This window comes from Pseudocitrobacter sp. 2023LY-00077 (assembly GCF_055796175.1).
Genome location: NZ_JBSPEI010000016.1, coordinates 1 through 26,991, shown reverse-complemented (window position 1 = coordinate 26,991; position 26,991 = coordinate 1). Strand labels below are relative to the sequence as shown.

The 26,991-nt window shown below is 53.0% G+C and carries 27 protein-coding genes; 14 read left to right on the top strand and 13 right to left on the bottom strand.

What is annotated here, in order from left to right; all coding sequences use genetic code 11:
• Nucleotides 1-28 precede the first annotated feature (28 nt).
• The 8 genes from ACWWFX_RS19250 (at nucleotide 29) to ACWWFX_RS19215 (ending at nucleotide 6,200) form a co-directional block, all read left to right on the top strand.
• Nucleotides 29-766 carry a heme ABC transporter permease gene (locus ACWWFX_RS19250; RefSeq protein ID WP_456145216.1) on the top strand — a complete coding sequence of 246 codons (738 nt, stop codon included), beginning with the start codon at nucleotides 29-31 and terminating at the stop codon, nucleotides 764-766.
• Nucleotides 763-996: a heme exporter protein CcmD gene (gene ccmD, locus ACWWFX_RS19245; protein ID WP_473224508.1), complete on the top strand. Its 234-nt coding sequence runs from the start codon at nucleotides 763-765 to the stop codon at nucleotides 994-996. The genes ACWWFX_RS19250 and ccmD overlap by 4 nt, the downstream gene beginning before the upstream one ends.
• Nucleotides 980-1,447 carry a cytochrome c maturation protein CcmE gene (gene ccmE / locus ACWWFX_RS19240; RefSeq protein ID WP_276220325.1) on the top strand — a complete coding sequence of 156 codons (468 nt, stop codon included), beginning with the start codon at nucleotides 980-982 and terminating at the stop codon, nucleotides 1,445-1,447. Before ccmD ends, ccmE begins: the two co-directional genes overlap by 17 nt.
• Entirely contained in the window at nucleotides 1,444-3,405 is a 1,962-nt protein-coding gene (locus ACWWFX_RS19235; protein ID WP_473224507.1) for a heme lyase CcmF/NrfE family subunit, read from the top strand. Before ccmE ends, ACWWFX_RS19235 begins: the two co-directional genes overlap by 4 nt.
• Nucleotides 3,395-3,952, top strand: coding sequence for a DsbE family thiol:disulfide interchange protein (locus tag ACWWFX_RS19230; protein ID WP_276220323.1), 558 nt, complete (start codon nucleotides 3,395-3,397; stop codon nucleotides 3,950-3,952). The genes ACWWFX_RS19235 and ACWWFX_RS19230 overlap by 11 nt, the downstream gene beginning before the upstream one ends.
• Nucleotides 3,949-4,407: a cytochrome c-type biogenesis protein gene (locus ACWWFX_RS19225; RefSeq protein ID WP_473224506.1), complete on the top strand. Its 459-nt coding sequence runs from the start codon at nucleotides 3,949-3,951 to the stop codon at nucleotides 4,405-4,407. The genes ACWWFX_RS19230 and ACWWFX_RS19225 overlap by 4 nt, the downstream gene beginning before the upstream one ends.
• Nucleotides 4,404-5,207 carry a c-type cytochrome biogenesis protein CcmI gene (ccmI, locus tag ACWWFX_RS19220; RefSeq protein ID WP_473224505.1) on the top strand — a complete coding sequence of 268 codons (804 nt, stop codon included), beginning with the start codon at nucleotides 4,404-4,406 and terminating at the stop codon, nucleotides 5,205-5,207. The genes ACWWFX_RS19225 and ccmI overlap by 4 nt, the downstream gene beginning before the upstream one ends.
• 84 nt (nucleotides 5,208-5,291) lie before the next feature.
• Complete coding sequence (locus ACWWFX_RS19215; RefSeq protein WP_473224504.1) at nucleotides 5,292-6,200, top strand: LysR family transcriptional regulator; 909 nt, start codon at nucleotides 5,292-5,294, stop codon at nucleotides 6,198-6,200.
• A gap of 21 nt (nucleotides 6,201-6,221) precedes the next feature.
• Here the strand turns inward: ACWWFX_RS19215 and ACWWFX_RS19210 are convergent, their stop codons facing one another.
• Together ACWWFX_RS19210 and ACWWFX_RS19205 are read right to left on the bottom strand one after the other, a co-directional pair.
• Complete coding sequence (locus ACWWFX_RS19210; RefSeq protein ID WP_276220319.1) at nucleotides 6,222-7,376, bottom strand: MFS transporter; 1,155 nt, start codon at nucleotides 7,374-7,376, stop codon at nucleotides 6,222-6,224.
• 80 nt (nucleotides 7,377-7,456) lie between these two features.
• The gene (locus tag ACWWFX_RS19205; protein WP_473224503.1) at nucleotides 7,457-8,059 is read right to left on the bottom strand and encodes a TetR/AcrR family transcriptional regulator; all 603 of its coding nucleotides are present in this window, start codon (nucleotides 8,057-8,059) and stop codon (nucleotides 7,457-7,459) included.
• Between the two features lie 349 nt (nucleotides 8,060-8,408).
• Between ACWWFX_RS19205 and uraH the strand changes: the two genes are divergently transcribed.
• The gene (gene uraH, locus ACWWFX_RS19200) at nucleotides 8,409-8,810 is read left to right on the top strand and encodes a hydroxyisourate hydrolase (protein ID WP_473224502.1); all 402 of its coding nucleotides are present in this window, start codon (nucleotides 8,409-8,411) and stop codon (nucleotides 8,808-8,810) included.
• Nucleotides 8,811-8,949: 139 nt separating this feature from the next.
• On the opposite strand, the gene ACWWFX_RS19195 is transcribed toward uraH, so the two are convergent.
• Entirely contained in the window at nucleotides 8,950-9,738 is a 789-nt protein-coding gene (locus ACWWFX_RS19195) for an AraC family transcriptional regulator (RefSeq protein ID WP_276220316.1), read from the bottom strand.
• A 117-nt stretch (nucleotides 9,739-9,855) separates the two neighbouring features.
• On the opposite strand from ACWWFX_RS19195, the gene ACWWFX_RS19190 reads away from it, so the two are divergent.
• A complete protein-coding gene (locus tag ACWWFX_RS19190; protein WP_473224551.1) occupies nucleotides 9,856-10,887 on the top strand; it encodes an HlyD family secretion protein in 1,032 nt (343 codons plus the stop codon).
• The gene (locus ACWWFX_RS19185) at nucleotides 10,887-12,404 is read left to right on the top strand and encodes a DHA2 family efflux MFS transporter permease subunit (protein WP_202212812.1); all 1,518 of its coding nucleotides are present in this window, start codon (nucleotides 10,887-10,889) and stop codon (nucleotides 12,402-12,404) included. The genes ACWWFX_RS19190 and ACWWFX_RS19185 overlap by 1 nt, the downstream gene beginning before the upstream one ends.
• Nucleotides 12,405-12,638: 234 nt before the next feature.
• Here the strand turns inward: ACWWFX_RS19185 and ACWWFX_RS19180 are convergent, their stop codons facing one another.
• A complete protein-coding gene (locus ACWWFX_RS19180) occupies nucleotides 12,639-13,748 on the bottom strand; it encodes an AI-2E family transporter (RefSeq protein ID WP_473224501.1) in 1,110 nt (369 codons plus the stop codon).
• A gap of 166 nt (nucleotides 13,749-13,914) precedes the next feature.
• Between ACWWFX_RS19180 and ACWWFX_RS19175 the strand changes: the two genes are divergently transcribed.
• Nucleotides 13,915-14,832 carry a LysR family transcriptional regulator gene (locus ACWWFX_RS19175; RefSeq protein WP_473224500.1) on the top strand — a complete coding sequence of 306 codons (918 nt, stop codon included), beginning with the start codon at nucleotides 13,915-13,917 and terminating at the stop codon, nucleotides 14,830-14,832.
• Here ACWWFX_RS19175 and csiR read toward each other — a convergent pair.
• From csiR to ACWWFX_RS19135, 8 genes are all read right to left on the bottom strand, one after another.
• Nucleotides 14,829-15,506, bottom strand: a complete 678-nt coding sequence (csiR, locus tag ACWWFX_RS19170; protein ID WP_473224499.1) for a DNA-binding transcriptional regulator CsiR — start codon at nucleotides 15,504-15,506, stop codon at nucleotides 14,829-14,831. The genes ACWWFX_RS19175 and csiR overlap by 4 nt on opposite strands.
• A 46-nt stretch (nucleotides 15,507-15,552) precedes the next feature.
• On the bottom strand, nucleotides 15,553-16,953 hold the full coding sequence (gene gabP / locus ACWWFX_RS19165) for a GABA permease (RefSeq protein ID WP_276220312.1): 1,401 nt from the start codon (nucleotides 16,951-16,953) through the stop codon (nucleotides 15,553-15,555).
• A gap of 236 nt (nucleotides 16,954-17,189) precedes the next feature.
• Entirely contained in the window at nucleotides 17,190-18,470 is a 1,281-nt protein-coding gene (gene gabT / locus ACWWFX_RS19160) for a 4-aminobutyrate--2-oxoglutarate transaminase (RefSeq protein ID WP_473224498.1), read from the bottom strand.
• A gap of 13 nt (nucleotides 18,471-18,483) precedes the next feature.
• A complete protein-coding gene (gene gabD / locus ACWWFX_RS19155) occupies nucleotides 18,484-19,932 on the bottom strand; it encodes an NADP-dependent succinate-semialdehyde dehydrogenase (RefSeq protein WP_473224497.1) in 1,449 nt (482 codons plus the stop codon).
• A gap of 22 nt (nucleotides 19,933-19,954) precedes the next feature.
• Complete coding sequence (lhgO, locus tag ACWWFX_RS19150) at nucleotides 19,955-21,223, bottom strand: L-2-hydroxyglutarate oxidase (RefSeq protein ID WP_473224496.1); 1,269 nt, start codon at nucleotides 21,221-21,223, stop codon at nucleotides 19,955-19,957.
• A 19-nt stretch (nucleotides 21,224-21,242) separates the two neighbouring features.
• Nucleotides 21,243-22,220, bottom strand: coding sequence for a glutarate dioxygenase GlaH (glaH, locus tag ACWWFX_RS19145; RefSeq protein WP_473224495.1), 978 nt, complete (start codon nucleotides 22,218-22,220; stop codon nucleotides 21,243-21,245).
• Between the two features lie 205 nt (nucleotides 22,221-22,425).
• On the bottom strand, nucleotides 22,426-23,172 hold the full coding sequence (locus ACWWFX_RS19140; protein ID WP_473224494.1) for an SAM-dependent methyltransferase: 747 nt from the start codon (nucleotides 23,170-23,172) through the stop codon (nucleotides 22,426-22,428).
• Between the two features lie 15 nt (nucleotides 23,173-23,187).
• Complete coding sequence (locus ACWWFX_RS19135) at nucleotides 23,188-23,445, bottom strand: YjhX family toxin (protein ID WP_276220308.1); 258 nt, start codon at nucleotides 23,443-23,445, stop codon at nucleotides 23,188-23,190.
• 551 nt (nucleotides 23,446-23,996) lie between these two features.
• Here ACWWFX_RS19135 and ACWWFX_RS19130 point away from each other — a divergent pair.
• Together ACWWFX_RS19130 and ACWWFX_RS19125 are read left to right on the top strand one after the other, a co-directional pair.
• Nucleotides 23,997-24,503: a hypothetical protein gene (locus ACWWFX_RS19130; RefSeq protein WP_473224493.1), complete on the top strand. Its 507-nt coding sequence runs from the start codon at nucleotides 23,997-23,999 to the stop codon at nucleotides 24,501-24,503.
• Between the two features lie 22 nt (nucleotides 24,504-24,525).
• Nucleotides 24,526-25,827, top strand: coding sequence for an HNH endonuclease (locus ACWWFX_RS19125; protein ID WP_473224492.1), 1,302 nt, complete (start codon nucleotides 24,526-24,528; stop codon nucleotides 25,825-25,827).
• A gap of 165 nt (nucleotides 25,828-25,992) precedes the next feature.
• Here ACWWFX_RS19125 and ACWWFX_RS19120 read toward each other — a convergent pair whose 3' ends face one another.
• Complete coding sequence (locus ACWWFX_RS19120) at nucleotides 25,993-26,856, bottom strand: LysR family transcriptional regulator (protein ID WP_473224491.1); 864 nt, start codon at nucleotides 26,854-26,856, stop codon at nucleotides 25,993-25,995.
• Between the last annotated feature and the right edge of the window lie 135 nt (nucleotides 26,857-26,991).

The window sequence follows — 26,991 nt, the reverse complement described above, 5'->3', positions numbered from 1 at the left end:
GCCTGTTTTCACCAGGAAGGGCAATTTTATGTGGAAATTATTACATCAACTGGCGATACCGGAGCGGTTATACACGCTCTGCGGCCGCTGGCTTCCGTGGCTGGCAATGCTCAGCGCGCTGTTGCTGATTGTCGGGCTAGGGTGGGGGTTCATCTACGCGCCAGCCGATTATCAACAGGGTGAAAGCTACCGCATTATGTACGTGCACGTACCGGCGGCGATGTGGTCGATGGGGATCTACGCCATGATGGCGGTTGCGGCGTTCATCGGCCTGGTCTGGCAGATGAAAATGGCTGACTTAACGCTTATTGCGCTGGCACCGGTTGGCGCAGGTTATACGCTAATCGCTCTGGTGACGGGCGCAGCCTGGGGCAAACCGATGTGGGGCACCTGGTGGATCTGGGATGCGCGTCTGACGTCTGAACTGGTGCTGCTGTTTCTTTACGCCGGGATAATCGCATTGTGGAACGCCTTCGATGACCGACGCCTGGCCGGACGCGCGGCGGGGATCCTGGCGCTGGTTGGCGTCGTAAATTTGCCAATCATTCATTACTCGGTTTTATGGTGGAACACCCTGCACCAGGGTTCAACCAATATGCAGCAGACCATTGACGTCAGTATGCGCATGCCGCTGCGGTATTGTATCCTCGGTTTTCTCTGCCTGTTTATCACCTTAACGCTGCTGCGTCTGCGCAACCTGATCCTCTGGCAGGAGCGTCGTCGTCCATGGGTGGCGACGCTCGCAAGCAAAGGAGACGCGCAATGACGCCTGCTTTCTCATCATTCGCCGATTTTCTGGCGATGGGCGGCTACGCCTTTTATGTCTGGCTTTCGCTGGCAACGACGCTGGTTGTGCTGCTGGGGCTGGTGGGGTATTCGCTATGGCAGCATCACGCATTATTGCAGGCTGTACGGCGTCAGCAGCGTCGCGAGCAACGGCTTCGCCGCGCGCGTGAACACATGAATAAGGAGCAGGCCGATGCAGGCACGCCGTAAAACTCGCCTTTATCTGGTACTGGCCGTGCTGGCAGGGCTCGGGCTGGCGGTGACCCTGGTGCTGTACGCTCTGAGCACCAATATTGACCTGTTCTATACGCCGGGAGAAATCCTTAACGGCAAAAATGAGACCCAGGAAAAGCCGCATATCGGCCAGCGCTTGCGCGTAGGGGGGTATGTTGAGCCGGGTAGCATCAAACGTGATGATAAAACGCTGGATGTCACCTTCCGCCTGTACGACGCGCGCGGCGCGGTCTCAGTCAGCTACAAGGGCATTTTGCCGGACCTGTTCCGTGAAGGGCAGGGGGCGGTTGCGCAGGGTGTTCTCGACGGTGAACGGCATATTACCGCACAGCAGGTGTTAGCGAAACACGATGAAAACTACACACCGCCGGAAATTCATAACGCCATGACCACCGCGCCAACCGCGCAAAAGGATACTCGCCAATGATGCCGGAACTGGGCAACTTTTTACTCTGTCTGGCATTAGGGCTTGCGCTACTGCTGGCGATTTACCCGTTATGGGGCGCCTATCGCCAGAGCCGCTGGCTGATGGCGCTGGCGCGTCCCTTAAGCTGGGGGCTGTTTTTCGCGATTCTTGCCGCGTTTCTGGTGCTGGTGCACGCCTTCGTGGTCAACGATTTCACGGTGCGCTACGTCGCGGACAACTCTAACGTTGCGCTGCCCGTCTGGTATCGCGTCGCAGCCACCTGGGGCGCGCACGAAGGTTCGCTGCTGCTGTGGGTGCTGTTGATGAGCGGCTGGACCTTCGCCGTTGCGCTGGGCAGCCGCCGGATGCCGCTGGACGCCGTCGCGCGCGTGCTGGCGGTGATGGGCATGGTCAGCGCCGGTTTCCTGCTGTTTATTCTGTTCACCTCTAACCCGTTTACCCGCGGGCTGCCTGAATATCCCATCGACGGGCGCGATCTGAATCCGTTGTTGCAGGATATCGGCATGATCTTCCACCCGCCGTTGCTCTATATGGGCTACGTTGGTTTCTCGGTGGCGTTTGCTTTTGCGATAGCTTCATTACTGGCCGGGCGACTCGATACCGCCTGGGCCCGCTGGTCGCGCCCGTGGACGCAGGCGGCATGGGTATTCTTAACGATGGGTATCGTGCTCGGGTCGGCATGGGCCTATTACGAGCTGGGCTGGGGCGGCTGGTGGTTCTGGGACCCGGTCGAAAACGCCTCGTTTATGCCGTGGCTGGTGGGGACCGCGCTCATGCATTCCCTGGCCGTAACCGAAAAACGCGGCAGTTTCCGTGCCTGGACGGTGCTGCTGGCGATCGGTGCTTTCTCATTGTGTCTGTTAGGCACCTTCCTGGTGCGCTCCGGCGTGCTGGTGTCGGTGCATGCCTTCGCCTCCGATCCGGCGCGCGGTATGTTTATTCTGGCGCTGCTGGTGTTGGTTATTGGCGGCTCGCTGCTGCTGTATGCCCTGAAAGGCGGCAGCGTGCGGGCGCGGGTCGAACACACATTATGGTCGCGGGAATCTTTCCTGCTGGGCAACAACATCTTGTTGATTGCCGCCATGCTGGTAGTGCTGCTGGGTACGCTTCTGCCGCTGGTACATAAAGAGCTGGGGCTGGGCAGTATCTCTATCGGCGAGCCGTTCTTTAATACCCTGTTTACCGTGCTGATGGCACCGTTTGCGCTGTTGCTGGGGATCGGCCCGCTGGTGCGCTGGCGTCGCGATGGTGCGAAGAAACAGATTAAGCGGCTGGTCATTTCGCTGCTGCTGACGCTGGTGTTGTCCATTGTTCTGCCGTGGTGGCTACAGGACCGCATCGCCGCAATGACGGTCATCGGTCTGATGATGGCACTGTGGGTCTTTATCTTCGTGCTGATTGAACTGCATGAACGCGCCACCCATCGCCACGGTTTCTGGCGCGGGTTGACGAAACTTTCTCGCAGCCAGTGGGGCATGGTGCTGGGGCATATTGGCGTGGCGGTGACCGTCACCGGTATCGCCTTTAGTCAAAGCTACAGCGTCGAGCGCGATGTGCGCATGAAGGCGGGCGACAGCATTGATATCCACCAGTATCACTTCGTCTTTAAAGGCGTGCGCGATATTGTCGGGCCGAACTGGTTTGGCGGAGAAGGGGTTATTGAGGTTACTCGCCATGGCCGTCCGGAAGCCACCTTGTATGCGGAAAAACGTTTTTACAGCGCCAGCCGCATGATGATGACCGAAGCCGCCATCGATGGCGGCCTGACGCGTGACCTGTACGCGGCGCTGGGTGAAGAGCTGGATGACGGCAGTTGGGCAGTTCGTCTCTATTACAAACCGTTTGTTCGCTGGATCTGGTACGGCGGTGTGCTGATGGCGCTGGGTGGGCTTTGCTGCATGCTCGATCCGCGCTACCGGATGCGTAAATCACGTCAGGAGGTCAGTCATGACGCGTAAAGCGCTTTTTCTACCGCTGGCGCTGTTTCTGGCGCTGGCCGTTGCATTGCTCTGGCAATTAATGCGTAACGCGGGCGGGGATGATCCGACGTCGCTTGAATCGGCGCTTATCGGCAAGCCGGTTCCCGCTTTTCGTCTTGAATCGCTGAGTAATCCCGGCGAGGTGTACGATCGTTCGGTGCTGGTCAGCGGGAAGCCGCTGCTGCTCAACGTCTGGGCCACCTGGTGCCCAACCTGCCGCGCGGAGCATCAGTTCCTCAATCAGCTCTCTGCGCAGGGCGTGAGAGTGGTGGGGATGAACTATAAAGACGATCGCCAGAAAGCGGTCGACTGGTTGAATCGCCTCGGTAACCCTTATTCTCTGAGCTTGTTTGACGGCAACGGTATGCTGGGGCTGGATCTCGGCGTCTACGGCGCGCCAGAGACATTTCTCATTGATGGGCAGGGCGTAATTCGCTGGCGTCATGCGGGCGCGCTGGACGATCGTGTCTGGCGGGAACAGCTGGCGCCACTCTGGCAGCAATACAATGAGGGGGCGTCATCATGAGGCGCTGGATACTCGGTATTGTCGCGCTGCTGCTGGCCTGCAATGCGCTGGCGGCCATCGACACCTGGCAGTTTAAAGATGACGTCCAGGAGCAGACGTTTCGCGAAATCACCTCTCAACTGCGCTGCCCGAAATGCCAGAACAACAGCGTCGCTGACTCCAATGCGATGATCGCCGCCGATATGCGGCTGAAGGTCTATGAACTGTTGCGCCAGGGGCAGAGTAAACAGCAGATTATTGATTACATGGTGGCGCGCTACGGTAATTTTGTTAGCTATGAACCGCCCGTCACGCCGGGGACGATTGCCCTGTGGCTGATCCCGGCGCTGTTTATTGTGGCGGGCGCGACGGTTGTGGTGACGCGCGCCCGGCGACGCATGACGCAGAGCGATACGCTCAGTGACGAAGAGCGCGAACGCCTGGCTGCCCTGTTAAACAAAGAGAAAGAGCTATGACCCTGTTTTTAATCGTCGCCGCGCTGCTGCTGGTAGGCGCACTCGCGCTGCTGTACTTCCCGTGGTCTTCGCGTGATGACGTTAATCACGATGCGCTGAACCGCGCGTTTTATCACTCGCGCCTGCGGGAAATTGAGCAGGAAGCGCCTCAGGATCGTGACGCAATGGTGGTGGAACTGCAACGTACGCTGCTGTCGGATATCCCGGAAACGGCCTCGCCGACAGCACGCCCTCAAAGCCGCTGGCTGCTGTTACCCGGCGCGCTGGCGCTGGTGGTTATCAGCCTCGGCGTGTTTCTGAAAACGACCGATATCGGTGAAGTGCTGTCGTTACGTCTGGCACAAAATGAACTTCGCGGCCTTGTGCAACGCGCGTTAAATCCTGCCGAGCGTCCATTGCGTACGGATGAAGTGGAACAACTGGGGCTCGGCCTGCGCAGCCATGTCCAGGCTGCGCCCGACGATCTGGATGCCTGGCGTTTGCTGGGGCGGGTAGGCATGGTGCTCAATAACGGCGACATGGCGATAGGCGCGTATGCCAGAGCCAGCCAGCTCGCGCCAGATAGCCCGGCCATCGCGCTGGATTACGCCGGAGCCTTATTGTGTACGGGTGATGAAAGCGCTAACCGACAAGGCGAAATGAAGCTGCATGAACTGCTGAAAAAATACCCCAATAGCGTGCGCGCGGCAGCAATGAACAGTACTCAGCCGCCGCTCAATTTGTTGAACAATACCGGCATGCGCTGCGATGTGATGGTACACCGTTTCCTCGACATTCTGGCGCGGGGAGATAAATCGTAACAAACGTGCAGCCTGGCGCGTTGGCGCTTACAATGAGTAGCGTTAATTGACGGATGTATTGTGCATCCCGTACCTGGTGGAATAATGCAGTTAGAAGATATCCGAATTTTTGTCACAATCGTGAATATGGGAAGTTTTACGGCAGCGGCGGAACATTTGCAGCTGTCGAAACAATATGTCAGCCGACGCATGGCGGCGCTGGAGAAAAAAGTCGCCGCTCGTTTACTGGTACGTAATACGCGAAAGCTGTCGGTAACCGACACCGGGCAAGTTTTTTTTCATCACGCGCAGCGTATTCTCGACGAAGTTCATGAAGCCGAACAGGTTATTTCCGCTCGTCAGCAAAAACTGACGGGGTCCTATCGTATCAGCCTGCCGATGATTTATGGCGTGCGCCGCCTCGCGCCGCTGGTGGTGGAATTTCAGGCTGCACATCCGGAATTAGCGATGCATATCGATATGAGCGATCATTATGTCGATGTGGTCGGCGAGGGCTATGATATGGTCCTGCGGATTGGCAACCTGATGGACTCTACGCTGATTGCCCGCTGTCTGGGAAAACTGGCCATGGTGCTCTGTGCCAGCCCGGACTACCTGAATATTCACGGCACGCCACGATCGTGCGACGATTTAAGCCAGCACAATTGCTTACTATACGGGCGTGAAGGACAGCTGGGCTGGAAATTAAAATCGGACGGTGCGCTTAACACCTTCGCCGTAAAAGGCACGCTCAGCAGTAATCATGGTGAAGTGATTCGCGACGCCGCCGAGGCCGGTGCGGGTATCGCGCTATTGCCCGCCTTTATTGTGGAAGATGCGCTGCGTCAGGGCTCACTGGTGCAAATATTAGCGGAATGCTCACCCCCGCATCTGACACTTAGCGCGCTGTATCCCAAACATCGACAGAATAGCGCGGTGACACGCGTATTGCTCTCATTCCTGGCGGAAAGGGTGGCAGGGATAGTGGATGAAGATGCGGGTGATGAAATATAAATCGCGGTTTATGCGGCTATATTAGCTCCAGCCTTGTTTACTGCGACGGATATAAGGTAATACGGATAATAAAGCCAGAACCGCTAAGACCATTCCAATCCATAAAGCTGAACGTAAACCGAACCCTGATGAAATTGCCATTCCACCTAAATAAGAACCGCCACCTAATCCAATATTGATAACGGAAGTATGAACGGCATTGACCATTGGGCCTGGATGAGCCACGCTGACAATTCTTGCCATCATTGCCGGGTTCATTGGTACGCCTGATAAACCGATGAGTATGACAGCCAGAATAGCAATCGCCTGGTATTGAACAAAGAGTGCCATGCCGAGCAAAGAAATGCTTAATATTGTTAATCCGACAACCATAACCGCTAAACTATGGCGATAGGCAAGACGTCCCGTTACCATATTCCCGATAATATTGGCCAGCCCATAAAGCATCAGGATGAAGGGAACCGTCTGCATTGTAAATTCACTGACATCCGTCAGTACGGGAACAAAATAACTGAATGCTGCAAAACTTGCGCCCAAAATCAAACAGCTGGTAGCGCAGGCTTTCCAGTAGGCTTTGTTTTTAAATGCCTTTATCTCTTCAGCCATCTTGATAGCACAGCCGCCGCTCATATGTGGTAATAAACGCACTAATGCTAACAGGCATATGAAAACCAGGACCGCGACCAGCCCAAAACTCATTTTCCAGCCCCAGTGCTGGTCAATGATTGTCGCGATAGGTACCCCAAAGACATTAGATACCATAAAACCTGCTATGACTATTGACGCGGCGCGAGGGCGATTTTCTACAGAGACAAGGGCCATACTTGTCGCGAGCGAAAGACTTAAGCACCCTGCACACAAAATACCTGTCACGATTCGAATAGCAACTAACACATTGTAATCAGAGACAAAGACGCTTAATCCTTGAACGAGAACATATAGTCCTAATAACCATAATAATGTTGAGCGATAGGGGGCTTTAAACTTAAGGAAAGCGTAGGTTAATACCGGTCCACCTAGCATTACACCGAATGCATAATATGAAATCAAATGCCCGACTTCGCCGACGGTAACACCAAATGCTTCAGATAGCGTGGTCATCATACCCGCCACCATCAATTCTGCTGTACCTAATGAAAAAATGGCTAACCCTAAAATATATACGACTAATGGCATGTTTTTTTATTTCTCCATTGTATTGGAATGATCGTTAAAAAAATGAACGCTAGTAATTAATGAAATTTTATGCTTAGAATTTATAAATTGATTAACAGACCAGCGACGACATCTTCGAGGATTTTTCTATCAGAAATGTTTTTATTCAGTACACGTAAACCGTAATAGCCAGCCAAAAAGCCTCTCGCCATTTCGACGGCTGATGCTTTATTGTTGAGTTCACCACTTTGTTGACCTTCGATAAATACCGCCACCAACGTTTTTTCTAAACGCTCACGATATTCATTATTCAGGCTGGCAACGGCTTCATCTTTACTGCCCATCTCCAGGGCTGAAAATAAGAGCATCGCATCATGCTGCTCTGGCTGAGAAAGATCTTCGGCAATGCCCCAGAGCAGGAGGGTATGCAAACGCTCTTTCACCGGACCTGATTGTGTAAGTATTGCTAACTGTGCGGACATAGTTTGTTCATGGCTGCGCAACAAAGCTTGCTCGTACAGGGCTTGTTTGCTTCCAAAGGCATTGTATAAGCTTCCTCGCCCTAATCCCGTACCATTGCATAAATCTTGCGCAGAGGTGCCTGCATAGCCATTGGCGCTAAAAACAGCGACGGCAGCATCGATGACATCCTGATCTTCGAACTTTCGTGGACGACCTGGAAAGGTTGGTTTGTCAGCACTCATAGGGATGTGGGACTTAAAATGAGTAGAGGCGGCATAGTATTGATTATGGAACGATCAGTCAAATAATTTTCATAAAAAAATCAGCGGTGATGCGCAGACAGATTTTCATGTGAATTGCCATGCACCACGGCGTTAGTTTTTATGTGCAATGACCATTTAATTACTGTGGTAATTGCGGGGGTGTCACTACAACTTCCGCTCCTGAACAGAGCGGAGAAGCTCACCAAGCCAGGGGGCCGTCATGAGCAACTCTTCGTTGGCGATCCAAAGTTAACAAAATGTTTAATTTTTAAAGTAGACAAGAGCATCTATAGTTTTCAGACACTTTGAATGTCATGGAACAGAGTCAATGAAAAAAATAATCGTTGTTGCCTTATCCCTGTGTAGCTTGAGTGTATTAGCTGCCCCTGAAGGGACTCTCAGCGTTCATATTCTTAACCAGCAAACGGGTTTGCCGTCTTCTGGCGTGAAGGTTGTGCTGGATAAACAAGAGGGAGTGAACTGGAAGCATATTGCCGATGGAAAAACCGATGCAGGTGGCCGAATTAAATCACTTTATCCCGCAGACAGTGATATGACACCGGGGATTTACAGAGTAACCTTTGAAACAGGTGACTATTTTAAAAGCCAGAAAATGGAGACATTTTTCCCTGGTATTCCAGTGACGTTCAACGTTTCTAAAAATAATGAAAAACTTCATATCCCTCTTCTGTTGAGTCAATACGGCTATTCAACCTATCGCGGTAGCTAATTCGCTGAGTTTAAGGATATATTCCGATGGATGCGGCAAGCGCTATCTCTGGATAGGGATTAGCCTTGCCGAAGACACGAAAAGGCCGCTATGTGCGAAGAGCGGACGTAGGATTTCTATAAAAACGTTATAACACCTCTTACTTTATCGAGGCGCTATATTTACTTGGTGAATAACCTGTCCTGCGTTTAAACATATTCCCGAATGATTCCGCTGAGGAATAGCCTAAATGGTGAGCTATTTTCGCGACAGAGCTTCCTTCTTCCAGTAATGAAATTGCGCTTATGACGTGCATCTGTTGGATCCAGTGTCGAAAAGTCAGGCCAGTTTCTTTCACGAAAAGACGCATAAGCGTGCGACTACTGACGCTGATTTTATCGGCCAGATTATCCAGTGAGGGAAGATATCCTGGATGGTTCATTAACTCTTCGCACAGCGACTGGAGCCGCATATCACGTGGCCAGGGAAGTTCCAGAGAGACTTTTCCACCGGCTTTTATTTCCTGCAAAATTAATGTCTCTAAGGCAGAAAAACGCTGCTGCTGTTCGCTGTCAGGACTATTTTGTTGCTGATGCGTCAGTTGGTTTATCGCAATCAGCAATTCCCTTAACAGCGGTGAAATCCCGGTCGTGAAACACCGATTTCCGACTATTTTGCTCTGTGCTTCATTGATCAGAATGGTTTTAAGCAACACGTTGCCTGTCGCGACAAATTTATGCGGCATCTGTGGCGGCAGCCAGAGTGCACAGCTGGCGTGGACCATCCAGACGCTACCACCCGCCCACACCCGCACGGCGCCTTCCGCAGGATAGAGCAGTTGGGCATAGATGTGCTTATGCCACGGTACTATCCCACCGTTCAGATGTTCAGAATCCAGTCCGATGATGTGATGTCCCGGCAGTGCTTCTGGCTGTAGTGTGATTGTCATTTTGGATGTGTTTATTGGCATTTATCATCATAAAAGACATGATAATTTTTCTGCCATGGATGTGCAACCTCATCAGGATGCACGGTATTTAGACATTCTGAGCGACGGTCATTAATGATGATTTTTTTTAAAAGACACCTTACCCGCACAGTGGGAATAATTTGTCTGGTGGTTTGCGCGATTATTTACGGATGGTGGTTAATAAATGGTCGTTTTATACAATCCACGGATGATGCCTATGTAGGGGGGAATATTACCGTGGTCGCCAGTAAAGTCTCGGGTTATATCTCGCGGATTGAGGTTGGCGACAATCAACTAGTTAAAGCTGGCGAAATTATCCTTACTCTTGATGACAGGGATTATCGCGCCGCTGTTGCTCAATCTCAGGCGAAAGTATCGAGGAGCAAAGCCAATCTAGACAGTATTCGTGCCAGTATCACGATGCAACAATCGGTCATCGCGAGTGCCGGTGAAGCCTGGCAGGCGGAAAAATTCGATGCGCAAAAGAGTTCGAAAGACAGCAAGCGTTACGAACTGTTGGCAAAGTCAGCGGCCATTTCTCAACAAATCAAAGATAACGCACGGCTTGATTATCAACGAATGATAGCCAGAGAACGCAAAGCGGCGAATGATTACCAGACTGAGAAACAGCGTTTGACAATGTTATCTGCCGAACTGGAAGCCGCAAGGGCAAGCTACCGTGAGGCGAAGTCGGCACTCGACCGCGCGTTGCTCGATCTGGAGTACACCGTTGTCCGATCCCCTATAACGGGTACTGTTGCGAACCGTCGCGCCCGTGACGGTAGCTGGGTGGCGGGAGGCACGCAGTTAGCCTCCGTTGTACCGGTTAGCGGCCTATGGATAGATGCGAATTTTAAGGAGAGCCAGATTGCCGGGATGAAACCTGGGATGAAAGCGGAGATACAGGCAGATGTCCTACACGGCAAAGTTTTTCACGGATATGTCGAAAGTCTGGCACCGGCAACGGGATCGAGTTTTAGCCTGATCCCTGTAGAAAATGCCACCGGCAACTTTACTAAAATTGTGCAGCGCGTTCCGGTGCGGATTGCTATTGATAAAGTGGATGAACTGGCGCGCATCCTTCGCCCCGGACTTTCAGTGACCGTTAGCGTCAACGAACGACACTGATGGGGGCCGCTATGCGAAAACATATCGCCTTCGCCAGTATGTGTATTGGGCTGTTTATTGCCCAGCTTGATATTCAGATTGTCTCGGCCTCACTTAATGAAATCGGCGGTGGTCTCTCAGCAGGCAAAGATGAGATGGCATGGATTCAGACTAGCTATCTGATTGCGGAAATCATTATTATCCCTCTCTCTGGGTGGTTGTCGCGGGTATTTTCAACCCGCTGGCTTTTTACGCTTTCTGCCGGGGTTTTTACTGTTATGAGCGTTGCCTGCGCTCTGGCGTGGAATATACAGAGCATGATTGTATTCCGCGCTTTGCAGGGAGCCGCAGGTGCATCGATGATTCCGTTGGTCTTTACCACTGCTTTTATTTATTACCAGGGCAAAGAGTTGGGGTTAGCTGCCGCCGTTGTCAGCGCGCTGGCATCCTTATCTCCAACGCTTGGGCCAACCCTGGGAGGATGGATTACCGATAATCTTGAATGGCGTTGGCTTTTTTATATCAACATATTGCCGGGTCTTTATCTGGTGATGAGCATTCCTTTGCTGGTGGATATTGATAAACCCAACCTGTCACTCCTTAAAGGTGCAGATTATCTGGGCATTGCTTTACTTGCGCTTACGCTAGGATGCCTGGAGTACTCTCTTGAGGAAGGGGCCAGGTGGGGATGGTTTGACGACAGTACGATTATAGTGACATCAGGTCTAACGCTGGTGAGTGCGCTTTTATTTGCGACACGCACTCTGACAATATCGAATCCCATTATGGATCTTTATGCGTTCAGTGATAAAAACTTTTCGCTGGGCTGTTTTTTCTCTTTTGCTGGAGGTGTGGGGATATTCTCAACCGTTTACCTGACCCCGGTATTTTTGGGGCAGGTCAGAGGGTTTAGCGCGATGGATATTGGCCTAGCGGTATGCACAACCGGTATATTTCAAATTCTGTCAGTGCCTCTTTATTTATATTTGAGTAAAAGAATAAACCTGCAATGGTTACTGATGGCTGGACTGGGCGGATTTGCGTTTTCTATGTTTCTTTTCACCCCCATAACTCATCAATGGGGATGGCAAGAACTACTGCTACCACAGGCTATCAGGGGTGTTTCACAGCAATTTGCGATGGCGCCGATCGTCACATTAACCCTGGGCGGTATACCAAAAGAACGGCTGAAGCTGGCATCGGGAGTATTTAACCTGACGCGTAATCTTGGTGGCGCTATCGGAATTGCCCTGTGTGGGACGATTCTTAATAACCGGACTAATTTTCATTACCAAAGAATTGGGGAGAAGATTGTGTCCGTGCCACAAACTGTCAATGAATTCATTACCCGTTACACTGTAATTTTCATTCAGGGAGGAAGTGACGGTACCGCAGGGCCACTGGCAGCAACAAAATTACTGGGTCAGATGATGATGCAGGAAGCTCAAACAATGGCATTTTCTGATGCTTTTTTGCTGGTTAGTCTCCTCTTGTTTATGGCTTTCGCGCTGGTTCCTGCAATGGGTAGAAAACAGTAATGATGATTTGATGATTCGCTCGTCCTCAACTCACAGGTCAAACTGGACGTCCGCACCTGGCACTGAGCGGACATATCAAACTTTTCAATACCAGACCTGACTCGCTCGTTTCTCTAATCTATACCAGCATTTACGGCAAGTTGTCGCCGCGGGTTCTGCCATGTAGCGCAGGAAACGACCCGTTGTACGGTTAGCAATATCGGCGACCAACACCGCCGCCGATATCCGCCCCCATTACAAATCCGGCCCTTTTTTCCCTTCCTCAATAAATGCTTCGTCAAGCTCTTCGGCATTACCTTCATGATCGCGGCCAGAGAAAAGATTCCAGCTGGCAAGGAACAGAGCGGCAATTAATGGGCCGATGACGAAACCATTAATCCCGTAAATTTCCATGCCACCAAGCGTGGTGATAAGAATCAGGTAATCGGGCATTTTGGTGTCTTTCCCGACCAGCAGTGGACGCAGAATATTGTCGACCAGACCGACGATAATCACAAAGAAGCCGACAATAAACAGGGCTTGCCACAGCTGGTGGGTAGCGAAGAGGAAAATCGCCGCCGGGACCCAAACAATGGCTGAACCCACGGCAGGCACCAGCGACAGAAACGCCATCAGCGCGCCCCACAGAATACTGCCGTCGATGCCGACAATCGCGAAGGCGATACCGCCCAGTGCACCCTGAACAATGGCGACGACCGCCGTGCCTTTTACCGTGGCGCGCGTTACGCCAACAAATTTGGCGAACAGGTGCTGTTTCACAAAGTCGGAAAGCGGCAGTGAATCCAGAATCTGATTAACCAGATACGGCCCATCTTTGAGCAGGAAAAAGAGCAGATAGAGCATGATGCCGAAACTAATGGCAAAGCCGAAGGTGCCTTTACCTATCAGGAAAGCGCTGCCCGCAAGATATTGCCCGCCCTGCAATGCCACTTCCGACAGTTTTTTCTGGATCTGCGCGGCATCATCCAGATTGTGCTCCGTCAGGAACCCGCGCGCCCAGTCGGGGAGATGCGAGAATATCGCGGCCACCACCTCCGGGAACTGCGTATTGTTCTGCTGTAACTTGGTGTAAACCACATTCAGCTCGAAGGCGAGCGATGAGAGAATAACCATTAACGGGATGAACACAATAAGACAAATAATCGCCAGCGTAAGCAGTGAGGCTAACCCGTTACGATCGCCCATGGCATCGCGCAATTTGTTTTTCACCGGGTAGAAAATAACGGTTAATACCGCCGCCCATAGAATGGCGGAGAAGTATGGCGATAACACATCGAAGAAAGCCCAGGTGACCAGGGCCAGGATGAAAAGAAAGAAACCTTTAGTAAGTCCATTAAAACGCATTAGTAAATCCTGTAACTGAATGTCTGTATCGACTATAGAACCGTGCGGCGCATTTACCAACATTAAGATCAGTGGGGATTAATGTATTTAATAGCGCTAGAATGCTTAAATCTATGAAAATGATTCATCATTTCAGCACAAAGTTCAGGGAGTATGAGACGCGCCCATGCTTAAAGAAAATTTCAATGAGCTTCAGCTCTTTCTCGCCGTCGCGCGAGAGCGTAGCTTCACCAAAGCGGCGGGAAAGCTTGGTGTTTCGCAGTCGGCACTCAGCCATGCAATGAAAGCGCTGGAGGCCCGGCTGAACATTCGCCTGTTAACGCGCACCACCCGCAGCGTAGCCCCAACGGAAGCCGGTGAGCGGATCATCGCCTGTCTGGAGCCCCGGCTTTCCGAGCTGGATGAAGAGCTGGAACAGCTTGTACAACTGAACGGCGTTGCGGCGGGGAATATCCGTATCTCTGCGGGCGAACATTCGGCCAAATGTCTGGTGTGGCCAAAACTGAAACCGTTTTTACGTCAATACCCCGATATCAACGTTGAGCTGGTGGTGGATAACGGCTTCGTCAACATTGTGGAAGGGCGCTTCGATGCCGGTGTGCGTCTGGGCGAAAGTGTCGATAAAGACATGATCGCCGTGCGCATTGGTCCCGACGTGCGCCTGGTGGTTGCCGGTTCGCCGGACTATTTTGCGCAGTATGGTATGCCGCAAACGCCGCACGATCTCCAGCATCATCGCTGCATCAATATGCGCTTGCCAACGGCGGGTGGTTTGTATCACTGGGAGTTCGAAAAAGCAGGGAAACAGCTAAAGGTGAGGGTCGACGGCCAGCTAACATTTAATACCATTGCCGAACGAATCGATGCTGCGGAGTCCGGATTTGGCCTGGCATTTATTCCTGAGGATAGCATCCGTCAGCAAATTGCCGACGGAAGACTTGTGACCGTCTTGTCCGAGTGGAGTCCTGTTTTTTCGGGATATTATCTCTATTATCCCAGCCGAAAACAGCACCTGCCAGCATTCGCCTTACTGATTGACGCACTCAGATATTCCGATAATCCCGACATCGTTCAAATACCCTAACGCGAATCGGCCATAGCCTGCTGAATCACCGGAATCGGCGTCAGCAAATGCTGACGCATTAATTCACTGGCGCGGGCCGCATCGCGCGCCAGTATTACCTCAGTCAATTGCTGATGCTGGTCATGTTTATCTTCCAGCATTTCGACGGACAGCACCGTTCTGCGCAGCCAGATGAAGCGATAGCGCGCGGCCAGGTCAAATAATCGTTCGCGCATTTGCAGCAGATAATGCGAACCGCAGCCCGCGACAATCGCCGTATGGAACGCCTGATGGCGGCGATCCCACTCATCAAGCATATTTTCACTGGCGTCATTGGCTTCCAGCTTGCTGAGCATATGCGCGCGGGCAAGGATTTCGGCCTCCCAGGCGTCATCGCCGCGTTCGATGGCCAGGCGCACCAGCATGGCTTCCATGTTGGCGCGCGCATCGAAGATGTCGAGCAGCTCCTTTTCCGACATGGAAGCGACGTTGTATCCTTTCTGATTCACCACCGTCACCAGCCGCTCTGCCACCAGTTGGGAAAGCGCCTCGCGCAGTGGCCCTACGCCAAGGCCGTAGCGGGCGGTTAGCAGGCTCATGCGCAGCTTTTCATCGGGTTGATAAACGCCGCGAATAATATCGTTTTTCAGCCAGCGATAGCCATCAATGGCCGTTGGTTGAGGAATAGCGGTCATGGCCTTGCTCCTGTGTAGCAATCCCGGCTTGCGCCGGGATAACAATCTATCGGGTATTGTGTAGTGGAGTTTTTTGCCACAATACCAGTTTTTTCCAGCGCGCCATAATCGGCACGGTACAGATTATCCCTATCGCTAATAAGCCGGTGGATATCACTTCTAATTGTTGAGCCGGACGGAATAACATCACCACCAACACAAAGGTAATAAAGCCAATCACCAGCCAGGTAAGCCACGGATAAAGCCACATGCGCAGGCGAATTTCGCCGCCTTCCGCCAGCAGGATTTTACGCATCCGCAACTGCGAAACGGCGATGACTAAATAAACCAGCAGGGCGATAGCGCCGGAGCTGTCTATCAGGAATTTAAACACTTTCGCAGGCGCGTAATAGTTGACCACCACCGTTAAAAACGCCGCACCGGTGGAGAGTAATACTGCCACATACGGGGTTTTGCTACGGTTGATTTTACCCATTACCGCAGGCGCATCCCCGCGACGGCTTAAGGAGTAGAGCATTCTTGACGCGGTATACAGCGCCGAGTTCAGGCAACTGGTTACTGACAGCAAAATAACGCAATCCATAATGAATTTCGCGTGCGGAATATTCAGCAACTCCAGCACAGAACGGTAGGAACCCACGGTTTTCAGTCCTGGCATATTCCACGGAATGAGTGCCACGACGACAAAAATAGAACACAAATAGAAAATAGAGATACGCCAGATAACCGAGTTGGTGGCGCGGACAATATGTTTATCCGGCGTGTCAGATTCAGCTGCGGCGATGGTGACAATTTCCGCGCCCATAAATGAGAACATGGTGATCAACATCGCGCTTAGTACCGCCCCGAAGCCGTTGGGCATAAAGCCGCCGCTATCCCATAATCTTGAGATCCCGCTCACGTCGGCATACGGGTAGAAACCACTAATCGCCGCTGCACCCAGCGCGATAAAGGCCAGGATGGCGATGACTTTGCACAGCGCCAGCCAGAACTCAAATTCACCATAGTTTTTAACGCTTAATAAATTACTGCCGGTTAAGGCGAGGGTAATGACCAGGGAAAACAACCAGATGGGAATGCCGGGAACCCATGAATGCAGGATCATAGCGGCGATGTTAGCCTCCAGTGGGATAACCAGTACCCAAAACCACCAGTACAGCCAGCCGATGGTATAACCTGCCCAGCGGCCAATGGCTTTATCGGCATAGGTGGAGAAGGAGCCGGTGTCGGGCGTGGCAACCGCCATTTCCGCCAGCATTCGCATAATCATAACCACCAGTAATCCGGCGAACAGATAGGCCAGTAATACCGCCGGGCCCGCTTCGGCGATGGCGACGCTGGAACCGACAAACAGACTTGCGCCGATAACACCGGCAATAGACAACATGGTGACGTGGCGTGATTTCAGCCCGCCGCCTAACTCATGTGGTTGCGATGATTGCCCCATCCTGAATCCTCTCGAAAGTGTGTCACTTGGGAGAGCGCCCCGACATTTCCCGCGTCGGGTCACGCGTTTAATTGTTATTAATTCTTTTTGCCGGAGAGCGGCTCCGCCTTATCCGGCCGACATAGATTTATTCCTGTTCACGTACAGATTGTCGGATGCGGCGTAAACGCCTTATCCGACCTGGATTCTCGTAGGCCGGACAAGACGCAAAGCGTCGCCTCCGGCATGGTGCGGTGCTACTGCTTTGCCTCATCAAAACACTGGCCGATGATCTCCAGACCCTGACGAATCTGAGCATCTTCAATGGTGAGCGGTACCAGGATGCGCAGCACGTTGTAATACGGGCCACAGGAGAGAAGAATCAGGCCCTTATCGCGCGCGCGCGCCACGATGTCGGCGGTGAGTTTGGCGTTCGGTTTGCTGTGATCGCCATCTTCAAACAGCTCGATGGCGATCATCGCCCCCAGCCCGCGTACGTCGCCGATCTCCGGGTGTTTTTCGGCGATCGCCAGCAATCCGTCTTTCAGCTTCTGCCCCAGGTCGTTGGCTTTTTGCAGCAGATTTTCCTGCTCGAACACCTTCAACACTTCCAGCGCGGCCACGCAGGCAATCGGGTTACCCGCATAGGTGCCACCCAGACCGCCAGGTGCGACAGCGTCCATCACTTCGGCGCGCCCGGTGACGCCCGCCAGCGGGAAGCCGCCTGCGATCGATTTCGCAAAGGTGGTGAGATCCGGTGCAACGCCCATCTGCTCCATCGCAAACAGTGTGCCGGTACGCCCCGCGCCGGACTGCACTTCATCGGCAATCAGCATGATCCCGTATTCGTCACACAGCGCGCGTAAACGCTGCATAAAGGCTGGCGTTGCGGCGTAGAAACCGCCTTCGCCCTGAACCGGCTCAATCACGATGGCGGCGATATCTTCCGGCGCCGCGTCATTTTTGAAGATCCGGTGGATGCTGGCGATAGCGTCATCCTCGCTGATGCCGTGCAGCGGGCAAGGATAAAGCGCGCGATAAACATGCCCTGGCATCAGGCCCATCCCCGCAGAGTACGGATTCACCTTGCCGGTCAGCGCCAGCGTGTAGTGCGTACGCCCGTGATACGCGCCGCTAAAGGCGATGGTCCCGCTGCGTTTGGTGGCGGCGCGGGCGATTTTCACCGCGTTCTCCACCGCTTCAGAACCGGTCGTTACCAGCAGCGTTTTCTTGGCAAAATCGCCAGGCACCTTCTGATTCATAATCTCGCACAGCTCCAGATACGGCTCGTAGGCCAGCACCTGGAAGCAGGTGTGCGACAGTTTTTTCAACTGCGCTTCCACTGCCGCAACCACTTTTGGATGCAGGTGCCCGGTATTGAGCACCGCAATCCCGCCCGCGAAATCAAGATACTCACGGCCTTCAACGTCCCACACCCGGCAGTTTTCCGCGCGGTCAGCGAAAATGGGGTGAATTTGCCCAACGCCACGAGGAACTGCCTGACTGCGGCGCTGCATTAACTCTTTATTGCTGCTCATTCGCGTTCTCCAGTTAAAGACCGATGCACATATATTTGATTTCTAAGTAATCTTCGATGCCATACTTCGAACCTTCACGACCCAGACCCGAGGCTTTGATACCACCGAACGGGGCCACTTCATTAGAAATAATGCCGGTATTGATGCCGACGATGCCGTACTCCAGCGCCTCGCCCACGCGGAAGACGCGGCTTAAATCACGGGCGTAGAAATAGGCGGCAAGACCAAACTCGGTGTCATTGGCTTGCGCAATCACATCGGCTTCATCTTTAAAGCGGAACAGCGGGGCGAGGGGGCCGAACGTCTCTTCTTTCGACACTTTGGCGTTGGCCGGCACGTCCACCAGAATGGTTGGCTGGAAGAAGTTGTCGCCGCGTTCGTGCGCTTTACCACCGCAAACCACGCGCGCGCCTTTCTCCAGCGCATCGGCAATATGCTCTTCCACTTTTGCTACCGCTTTTTCATCGATCAGCGGCCCGATGGTAACGCCTTTATCCAGCCCGTCGCCGATGTGCAGTTTGCTCACCGCCTGCTGCAATTTTTCGGCAAAGCGGTCATACACGCCGTCCTGCACGTATAAACGGTTGGCGCAAACGCAGGTTTGCCCGGCGTTACGGAATTTCGAGGCCAGCGCGCCTTCCACGGCTTTATCGAGGTCGGCATCGTCAAAGACGATAAACGGCGCGTTGCCGCCCAGCTCCAGCGACACTTTTTTGATGTCTTTCGCGCACTGTTCCATTAACTGGCGGCCAATTTCGGTCGAGCCGGTAAACGACAGTTTGCGTACCAGCGGGTTGCTGGTCAGTTCGTTACCGACCGCGCCCGCCGAACCGGTGACCACGTTAAATACGCCAGCCGGAATGCCCGCGCGAATCGCCAGCTCCGCCAGCGCCAGCGCAGAGAACGGCGTCTGACTGGCGGGTTTCAGCACCATCGTGCAGCCTGCCGCCAGCGCCGGACCGGCTTTACGGGTAATCATCGCCGCCGGGAAGTTCCACGGCGTGATGGCGGCGGTAACGCCAATCGGCTGCTTGATCACAATCAGGCGCTTATCGGCCTGATGACCGGGAATGGTGTCGCCATAAATACGCTTGCCTTCTTCGGCAAACCACTCAATAAAGGAGGCGGCGTAGCTGATTTCGCCTTTCGCTTCAGCCAGCGGTTTGCCCTGTTCGAGGGTCATCAGACGCGCTAAATCGTCCTGATGCTCCATCATCAAATTGAACCAGTTACGCAGAATGTTGGCGCGTTCTTTGGCGGTGAGCGCACGCCAGGCGGGCAGGGCGCGGTTGGCGGCGTCGATAGCCGCGCGGGTTTCATCAGCGCCCATTTTCGGCACGCTACCCAGCTTGTCGCCGTTCGCCGGATTGGTAACGTCGATGACCTCGCCATTGTTGGCGTCCAGCCATTCCCCGTTAATCAACGCCTGCTGGCGGAATAAGTTACTGTCGTTAAGTTTCATCGCTACATCCTGTTTTCAAAGGTTATTGATTAAACGCGGCGTGTAAGGCATCCACACTACGTGCCGCTCGCAGCGTGCGTCCGGGGTCACTCTGGCTTGCCAACAGCGTTTGTACCTTGCTGACAATATGCGCACCAATAGGAATTGCTGATGTCGCTGCCGGGGAGGGCGCATTGCAGGTGTGGATCGTGCGCGGGGTGGTGACAAACAGAAAATCGTCAATCAGCTTGCCGTCCGGCGATACCGCCTGCGCCCGCACACCGGCAGGCCAGGGCTGGAGATCGCTTAACGAAAGCCGGGGACAATACTTTTGCACCAGCCGCAGATAGCCGCTTTTGCACAGCGAGTTTTTCATCTCGCCCAGTCCTGAGCGTAGATGGTTTTGCAGCACCCGGCGAATCCCCGACGAGCTCAAAATCTCCAGCGTGTCGCTAAATGAGAAGTCGCGCTTGCGATAGCCTTCGCGTTTGAACGCCAGCACCGCGTTTGGCCCGACGGTGACGCTGCCGTCGATCATGCGGGTGAGATGCACGCCCAAAAACGGCATTGCCGGATCGGGAATGGGGTAAATCAGGTGGTTAACAATGTGGTTATGCTCCGGCGCAAGGCGGAAATACTCGCCGCGGAACGGGCAGATAATAAAGCCAGGTTCGAGGCCGAGCATTTTCACCAGCCGGTCAGCCATCAGCCCGGAACAGCTAATCAGCGTCGATGCTTCATATTCGCCGCCCTGGCGGGTACGTATCACCACGCCGTTTTTATGCTCATTAAGGCCGCTGACTTCGGCGTTATAAATAATCTCACCGCCTCTGGCCTGGAAGATTTTTGCCATCGCCGCTGTGACTTCGCGGTAGCTGACAATGCCGCTGGACGGCACAAAAATACCGCCAAGCCCGGTGATATTCGGTTCGCGCTCGCGCAGTTCGTCGGCGTTTAACCACTCGCGCTCAATACCGTTTGCCGCTGTGCGTTCCCATAAGGCGCGCATCCGTTCCATTTCGAGATCGGACGTGGCGACCAGCATCTTGCCGCAGTTGTCATAGCGAATGCCGTTTTGATCGCAAAAGGCTTTGGTGGCGCGGTTCCCCGCCAGGCAAAACTGCGCCTTCAGGCTACCGGGCGTGTAATAAACCCCGGCATGGATCACGCCGCTGTTGTGGCCCGTCTGATGACAGGCAGGGCCGGACTCTTTTTCCAGCAACGCAATGCGGGCGTCCGGATAGAGATCAATCAGTTGCATGGCGGTCGACATGCCGATGATGCCGCCGCCAATAATCACAAAATCATACATCCGCTCAATTCCTTTGCGCTTACTGATGCGTCTGGTAGTGGTTAGTGGCGTAAGCGAAATAGCCGCGCTGGCGCATCAGTTCACGACGCAGATCCGGATGCGCGGTAAAGCGGTCGCGACCGTGCAGCCAGAACAGGTTGTTAATCAACAGGAATTTGCCAACGGGAACGGGCACAGAAAGAATGCCTTTGCTGGTTTCAATGGCATCGGAAAGCTCGCTCAACCACACGCCTTCTTCGAAGTCTTTTGGCTGGACGAACTGGTCGATATAGCGCATCACCGGGCGACCCTGCTGATCGACGTCGAACACCGGATGGAATACATCTTTACTGACGTTTTTACTCGGCGGCGCGGCAAAGCGCATTGGGCGACGCGCCAGCGGGTGGCGGAAATAGTGGTCCAGATGTTCCCAGTCATCGAGATGCAGCAGCAGCGAATTTCCGCCCTGCATGTTTTGCTCGTCGATTTTCATCATCAGCACGTAATCAGTGATTTCTTCAACGTAGGTACCGTCGTTATGCAACTCCATCACACGGTGCGGCTGACGCAGATAGCTGTCTGAGTTATCGACATTTTTCACTACAAAACGCGCGTAGTACTGACCGCTCATTGCGTCGAAATTGGAACGACCAATCAGATGCGCCACCGCCGTTGCCAGCTTCACCATCTCATCCGCTTGCTTCACATCATCGACACCCCCCGCATTGATCAACAGCGCACCTTCAGCGCGGTTTAGCAACGTCTTCAACAGCAACGGTTGCAGCTGGTTCGCACAGAGGTCGTCAAGAATTTTGCCTACCCGAAAACGCAGAAACGATTTGTACTCCAGCGCCTGCACGGGCCACTCGGCAACCTGCTCGAGGAACTGTTTGGTCGTCTGTTCGGTGAAGGTGAGTTCCAGCAGACGCGGGGATTGCGCCGACGGGGTGAGGGTGAATCCGCTATAGTCCTGGCCTGAATCGACAGCGTTGTTTTGTACGGCGGTCAGTGCATTCATCAGAAGCGATCCTCTTGAGGTTTCAGGGAGAGTGCGTGATGCTCATTTCGTAGCCATAAGTAAAAAATATCTACATTTTTAGAAAACGTGCACAAGAAGGTCGATTTGTTTCATTTTTGTGATCAAATGCGGCAGGAATTAAACGTCTTATTTGTGTGGGTATGCGATGCCGGGTAACAGCGTTACCCGGCTTTAGGGGGAGGGATTATCGCGGCATCAGGGCAAACACGCCCCAGCCGACGTATTCACGGGTGTAAGTGACATGCCGTTTCGGTGATGCGGTTAATAGTGTGCGAACCTCCGGCGCGAACGGATCGTTCGGGTTGGCTTCCAGCCAGCGGCGTAGGGTGAGCCATTTTGCAGCTTCATAGCGGTCCCAGCCTTCCTGGTCGGCCAACACCATCTCCACCACGTCATAGCCGCGCTCATCCAATAAACCGACCAGTTCGGGCAGTGCCAAAAAGTCCTCTGGTGCGTTTGCGCCGCACGCCTGCGCAACCGCGTCGGATTCAGGCATACGACGCCAGAAAGGTTCGCCGATAAGCATCATTCCGTCGGGTTTCAGGCTTTGACGCAGAAGGGTCAGCGTGCCTGCAAGGCCCCCGCCAATCCAGGTTGCACCGATGCAGGCCGCGATATCACAGCGTTCAGCAGCCACATAACCTGCGGCATCGCGATGGATAAAGCTCACGCGTTCGCTCACCTTCAGCTCCTGCGCACGTGCTTTAGCCTGCCCGGTGAACAACGGACTTAAATCAACGCCAGTGCCGGTTATCTGATGATCGCGCGCCCAGGTGCAGAGCATCTCACCGGAGCCGCTGCCGAGGTCAAGAATGTGCATCTCTGGCGTAAGCCTGAGTACGCGCCCCAGCGTGGCGTACTTTTCTGCCGTGAAGGGGTTATGAATGCGGTGCGCGCTTTCGCTAATCGTAAAAATACGTGGGATATCCATAGACTTGCTCCTTGCTTAACGGTTGTCCAGTTGGGCGCGGACGTTCTGCAACCCCGTGGTATTAATACGGTACGGTTGCCCATTGACGGACTTAATCAGCTTTTTGGTTTTGAGTTTTTTGAAGACGGCGAGGTTACAGTCGCTGAGCAAAAGCCCTTCGCGGCTATAGCATTCGACGGAGGTAACGCGGCCAGAGGAATCGCGAACGTGCGCAATTCGACCACCTTTGGCGAGAACGTGTAAGGTACGTTGTTCCTGACGGGATAAATTCATACTGGTGAACCTGTTAATCATCATGTGCAAAACGTGCAAACACACAGCGGTGTCCGCATTCGATTTCGGCGCATTGATAATCAGACCGGCCTTAAAAGGTCGGGGAGCTGATTATCGGATGATTACATTCTCCAGCATCAAAGCCTCGGTATGAGTTGAAAGGTATTTACAGCGTGAATGTTAACACGCAGGTTTTACAGGGGAATAGGCGATGTTTGGTTGTGTGAGGGAGATCACGAAGGAGGACGCGGTGATGTCTACTGACCTATTCCCGGAAGTGAAGAACTCAATTGTATTTTCAAATTAGGTAAAAATGCTTTATGCCGTAACAGGTAACGCTATGCTGCCTTCAGGTATCGCGATGATATGAAAGGAAGCCTATGAAGCCGCCCGCCTGGTGTTTTTGTGTATTACCGTTCATCTTTTTACCGTCTGTGAGTGCGACTGAAAAAAAAGACTATTTCAAGCGTATAAGCTTTCACTCGCCAACCAATTCCGGTTTTCGCACCGCCAGTATTCTAAGCGCCGGTTTTACCGGGGCCACGGTCACCATGAGCAGCAATCATGAAGGGCTCAATCTGAACGATGTCGTCTTTAGCATTGCCCATGACTGGCTCGACATTCGACCGCATCAGGAAGGGCGAGTAACGCTGGTGATGAAACGGCAACCACAGGAACATGAACTTTCCAATACCTTGACGTTGCGCAACCGTAAAACGGGCAATACGCAGCACTATCCTTTCGTTGTGAATACCTGGCTTATCGGTGAGGGCACGGTTGATAATAATTTTTCTACCGCCCGCGAACGCTGTCAGCGAATGGGCGGGCGGTTGTTAACGACGCGCGAATTCCGTGAGGTGTCGAGGAAATGGTTTGGCTTGAGTCACGGTCAACTGAGCGAAAGGTATCCGCAAGCTCGTCTCTTCCACCCACAGGCGCAGGCAGGCGGCAGTTTCTGGGTGCATGAAGCGAAAGCGTTACACCTGCATACGGGGATTAAAAGTCATCAGCGAGGGATTAATACGATTTGTCGGTATAATTATGCTGGTGCGTTGTAGGTCTGGGCTGGAACTTTTGAGTATGGCAAAGAAATTTTTCAAAAATAATCGTATTACCAAATTAAGTGGCACTGGCAGTGTACGCATTACCAAACTGTTGAATGCCATCCTTCCTGCGGGGCCAAAGGTTGATCGCAGCGGCCTCATGTTAGAAATTAAGCGTCAACTTGCCGTTGGTAAAGATGAGGAATATATCCTCCGCAATGTTCCTAAATCCGTTGCTTATGCTCGCTATCTAAAGGCGCAAGCCTCCACCGAAAACTATCGAGAATTAACGCGGGAAACACTGGAGAAAGCGGAGGCCAAACGACAGCAGGTTGAGGTCCACCAACATGAAAATGAGCAACTGGAACAGGAACGGCGTTTCCAGATTGTTGAATGCCATAAAGATGAAGCTCTGCGCCTTGCCAGTGGCGGGGTGATTGAAAAGGGTGTGCCGTATTCGAAACAGCTTCACGAATGGGTGAGTGGCCTTCGGAATCAAGGTCTTCCAGTACAGGAAATCATCGCGGCTATTCTCTCCTCATCCATTTTTGAAAAGTACTGCTTCCGGCGTGATGCTGTCGGGAAAATCCAAAAGGGGAAAAAAGCCGCTACTAAGGCTGAGGACTTGCAGCGTTTGGAGGATCTACATAAAGCGTCACGCCTTCGCCGTGAAGAAGAAGAGCGGAAGGCTAATAAAAAACGCATCAATGATGAAGCCAGCCGTGAAGATATCCACGAAAAATTGCGCCAGATTCTACCGACGCATCTGCTGCTCGAATTCCGTTTACAGTTCCGCGGCACCGCTGAAACTATGCTCGAAAGCGCCCGTGATTTTATGGCTGCACGTGTGCATAAACAGGTACAGCCAGCACCAGTCAGTCAGCCTATCGAACCGATAGATATGCAACAACCGGTAGCACCCATTGCAGAACTTCCTGTGAAGCCTAAACGAGAAGGCAATAAAGTGGAGATCATCACTCGTCCTGATCAGGTGGAATTCACCGAGACAGTTCGTCTGAACTGTTTTAATTGTTGCGTGATTTCCGGTGTTCGCACACGCCAGCGCACGGAAGCGGCCCATCTTGTGGAGCACTGCAATGACGGTATCGACCATTACACTAACGGGCTGCTTATGCGCGTTGACCTGCATCGCTTGTTTGATGCGGGCCTGATGGCGATTAACCCAGAGACATTGACCGTTCACTTTGACGCGGGAGTGTTGGCAGACGATCCCGACCTGGCGCAATTTGAAGGTAAGCTCATTGCTGATACCCAGCGTCCGATTAACCCGGCTTACCTGCTAGCCCGCTGGGCGGAATTCAGTCAGAATGCAGCGTGAAGGGGCTGGCAATGACGAACACTCTTGTTTTTAAGCTGTTAGAGGTTGATAGGCTGCTTTGAGCGAAAAGCGGAAGTTGACACTAATCTGCCAACTTAAAAGATAGCTACAGCTGCGGTAGCTATTCATTCTTTAGTTTCCCTGAACCGATTTTTGACAACGCACTTAGCTCTTACCCTCAAGTCTCACAATCAGCGTACGTAGAAAATCCCTTAATCTCTGAGCCGGAACTGACAACTGTTGTCCGGCGTTGGTGACCACGCCGACGTCCATGTAGGTGATGCAGTCCTCAATCGTCCGGCGAATGACACGCTGACCGTTTAGCGACCAGGGGCGGTAGACCAGGTCGGATAAGATGGTTATACCGTTGCCCTGGGCAACGAGGCTGCGAACAGCTTCAAAGGAGTTACTGCGGAAGTGGATGCTGGGTTGATAGCCAGCGTGCTGCCAGACTTGGGTGATCACCGTGGGATATTGGTCGGTTTCGAGCATCAAAAAGGGCAGCTTCTCGATATCCCGTAGTCTGATAACAGACTGACTCAGCAAAGCATGTCCCGGGGCGATCCACAACTGGCGCAGCGATCGAAGAATGGTTTCGACCACAAGGTTGCTATCGCGCTCAATATTTGAAGTGAGCAGTAGACAAAAATCAACCTGCTGCTGGCGCAGAGCGGTCAGCAGCTCAGGTGCCGTGGTCTCGAAATAGTCGATTTCCAGTAAGGGAAAACGGTTTTCAATGTCACTAAGCATTTCCGGTAGTAGGTATGCCGAGAGCGTCTGAGCTATCCCTATCCGCACTTTTCCGGCAGTCGTTTCCGGTTGGCGATGCAGATCCTCCAGGGCGATGTGGCTGTTGCTTATGATCGTGCGGGCATGTGTCAGAAAGCGCTCCCCTGCCAAAGTGAGCCGGATCCCTTTGGGCTGACGCAGAAAGAGCTGTGCATTAAGTGCTTCTTCCAGATTACGCAATGCAACCGTCATGGAGGACTGTGAAACGTGACAACGACTGGCGGCTTTAGACACTTGCAATGTTTCTGCTAAGGAAGGTGCGAATAAGCGGGGAAATTCTTCTCGGCTGACTCAGTCATTTCATTTCTTCATGTTTGAGCCGATTTTTTCTCCCGTAAATGCCTTGAATCAGCCTATTTAGACCGTTTCTTCGCC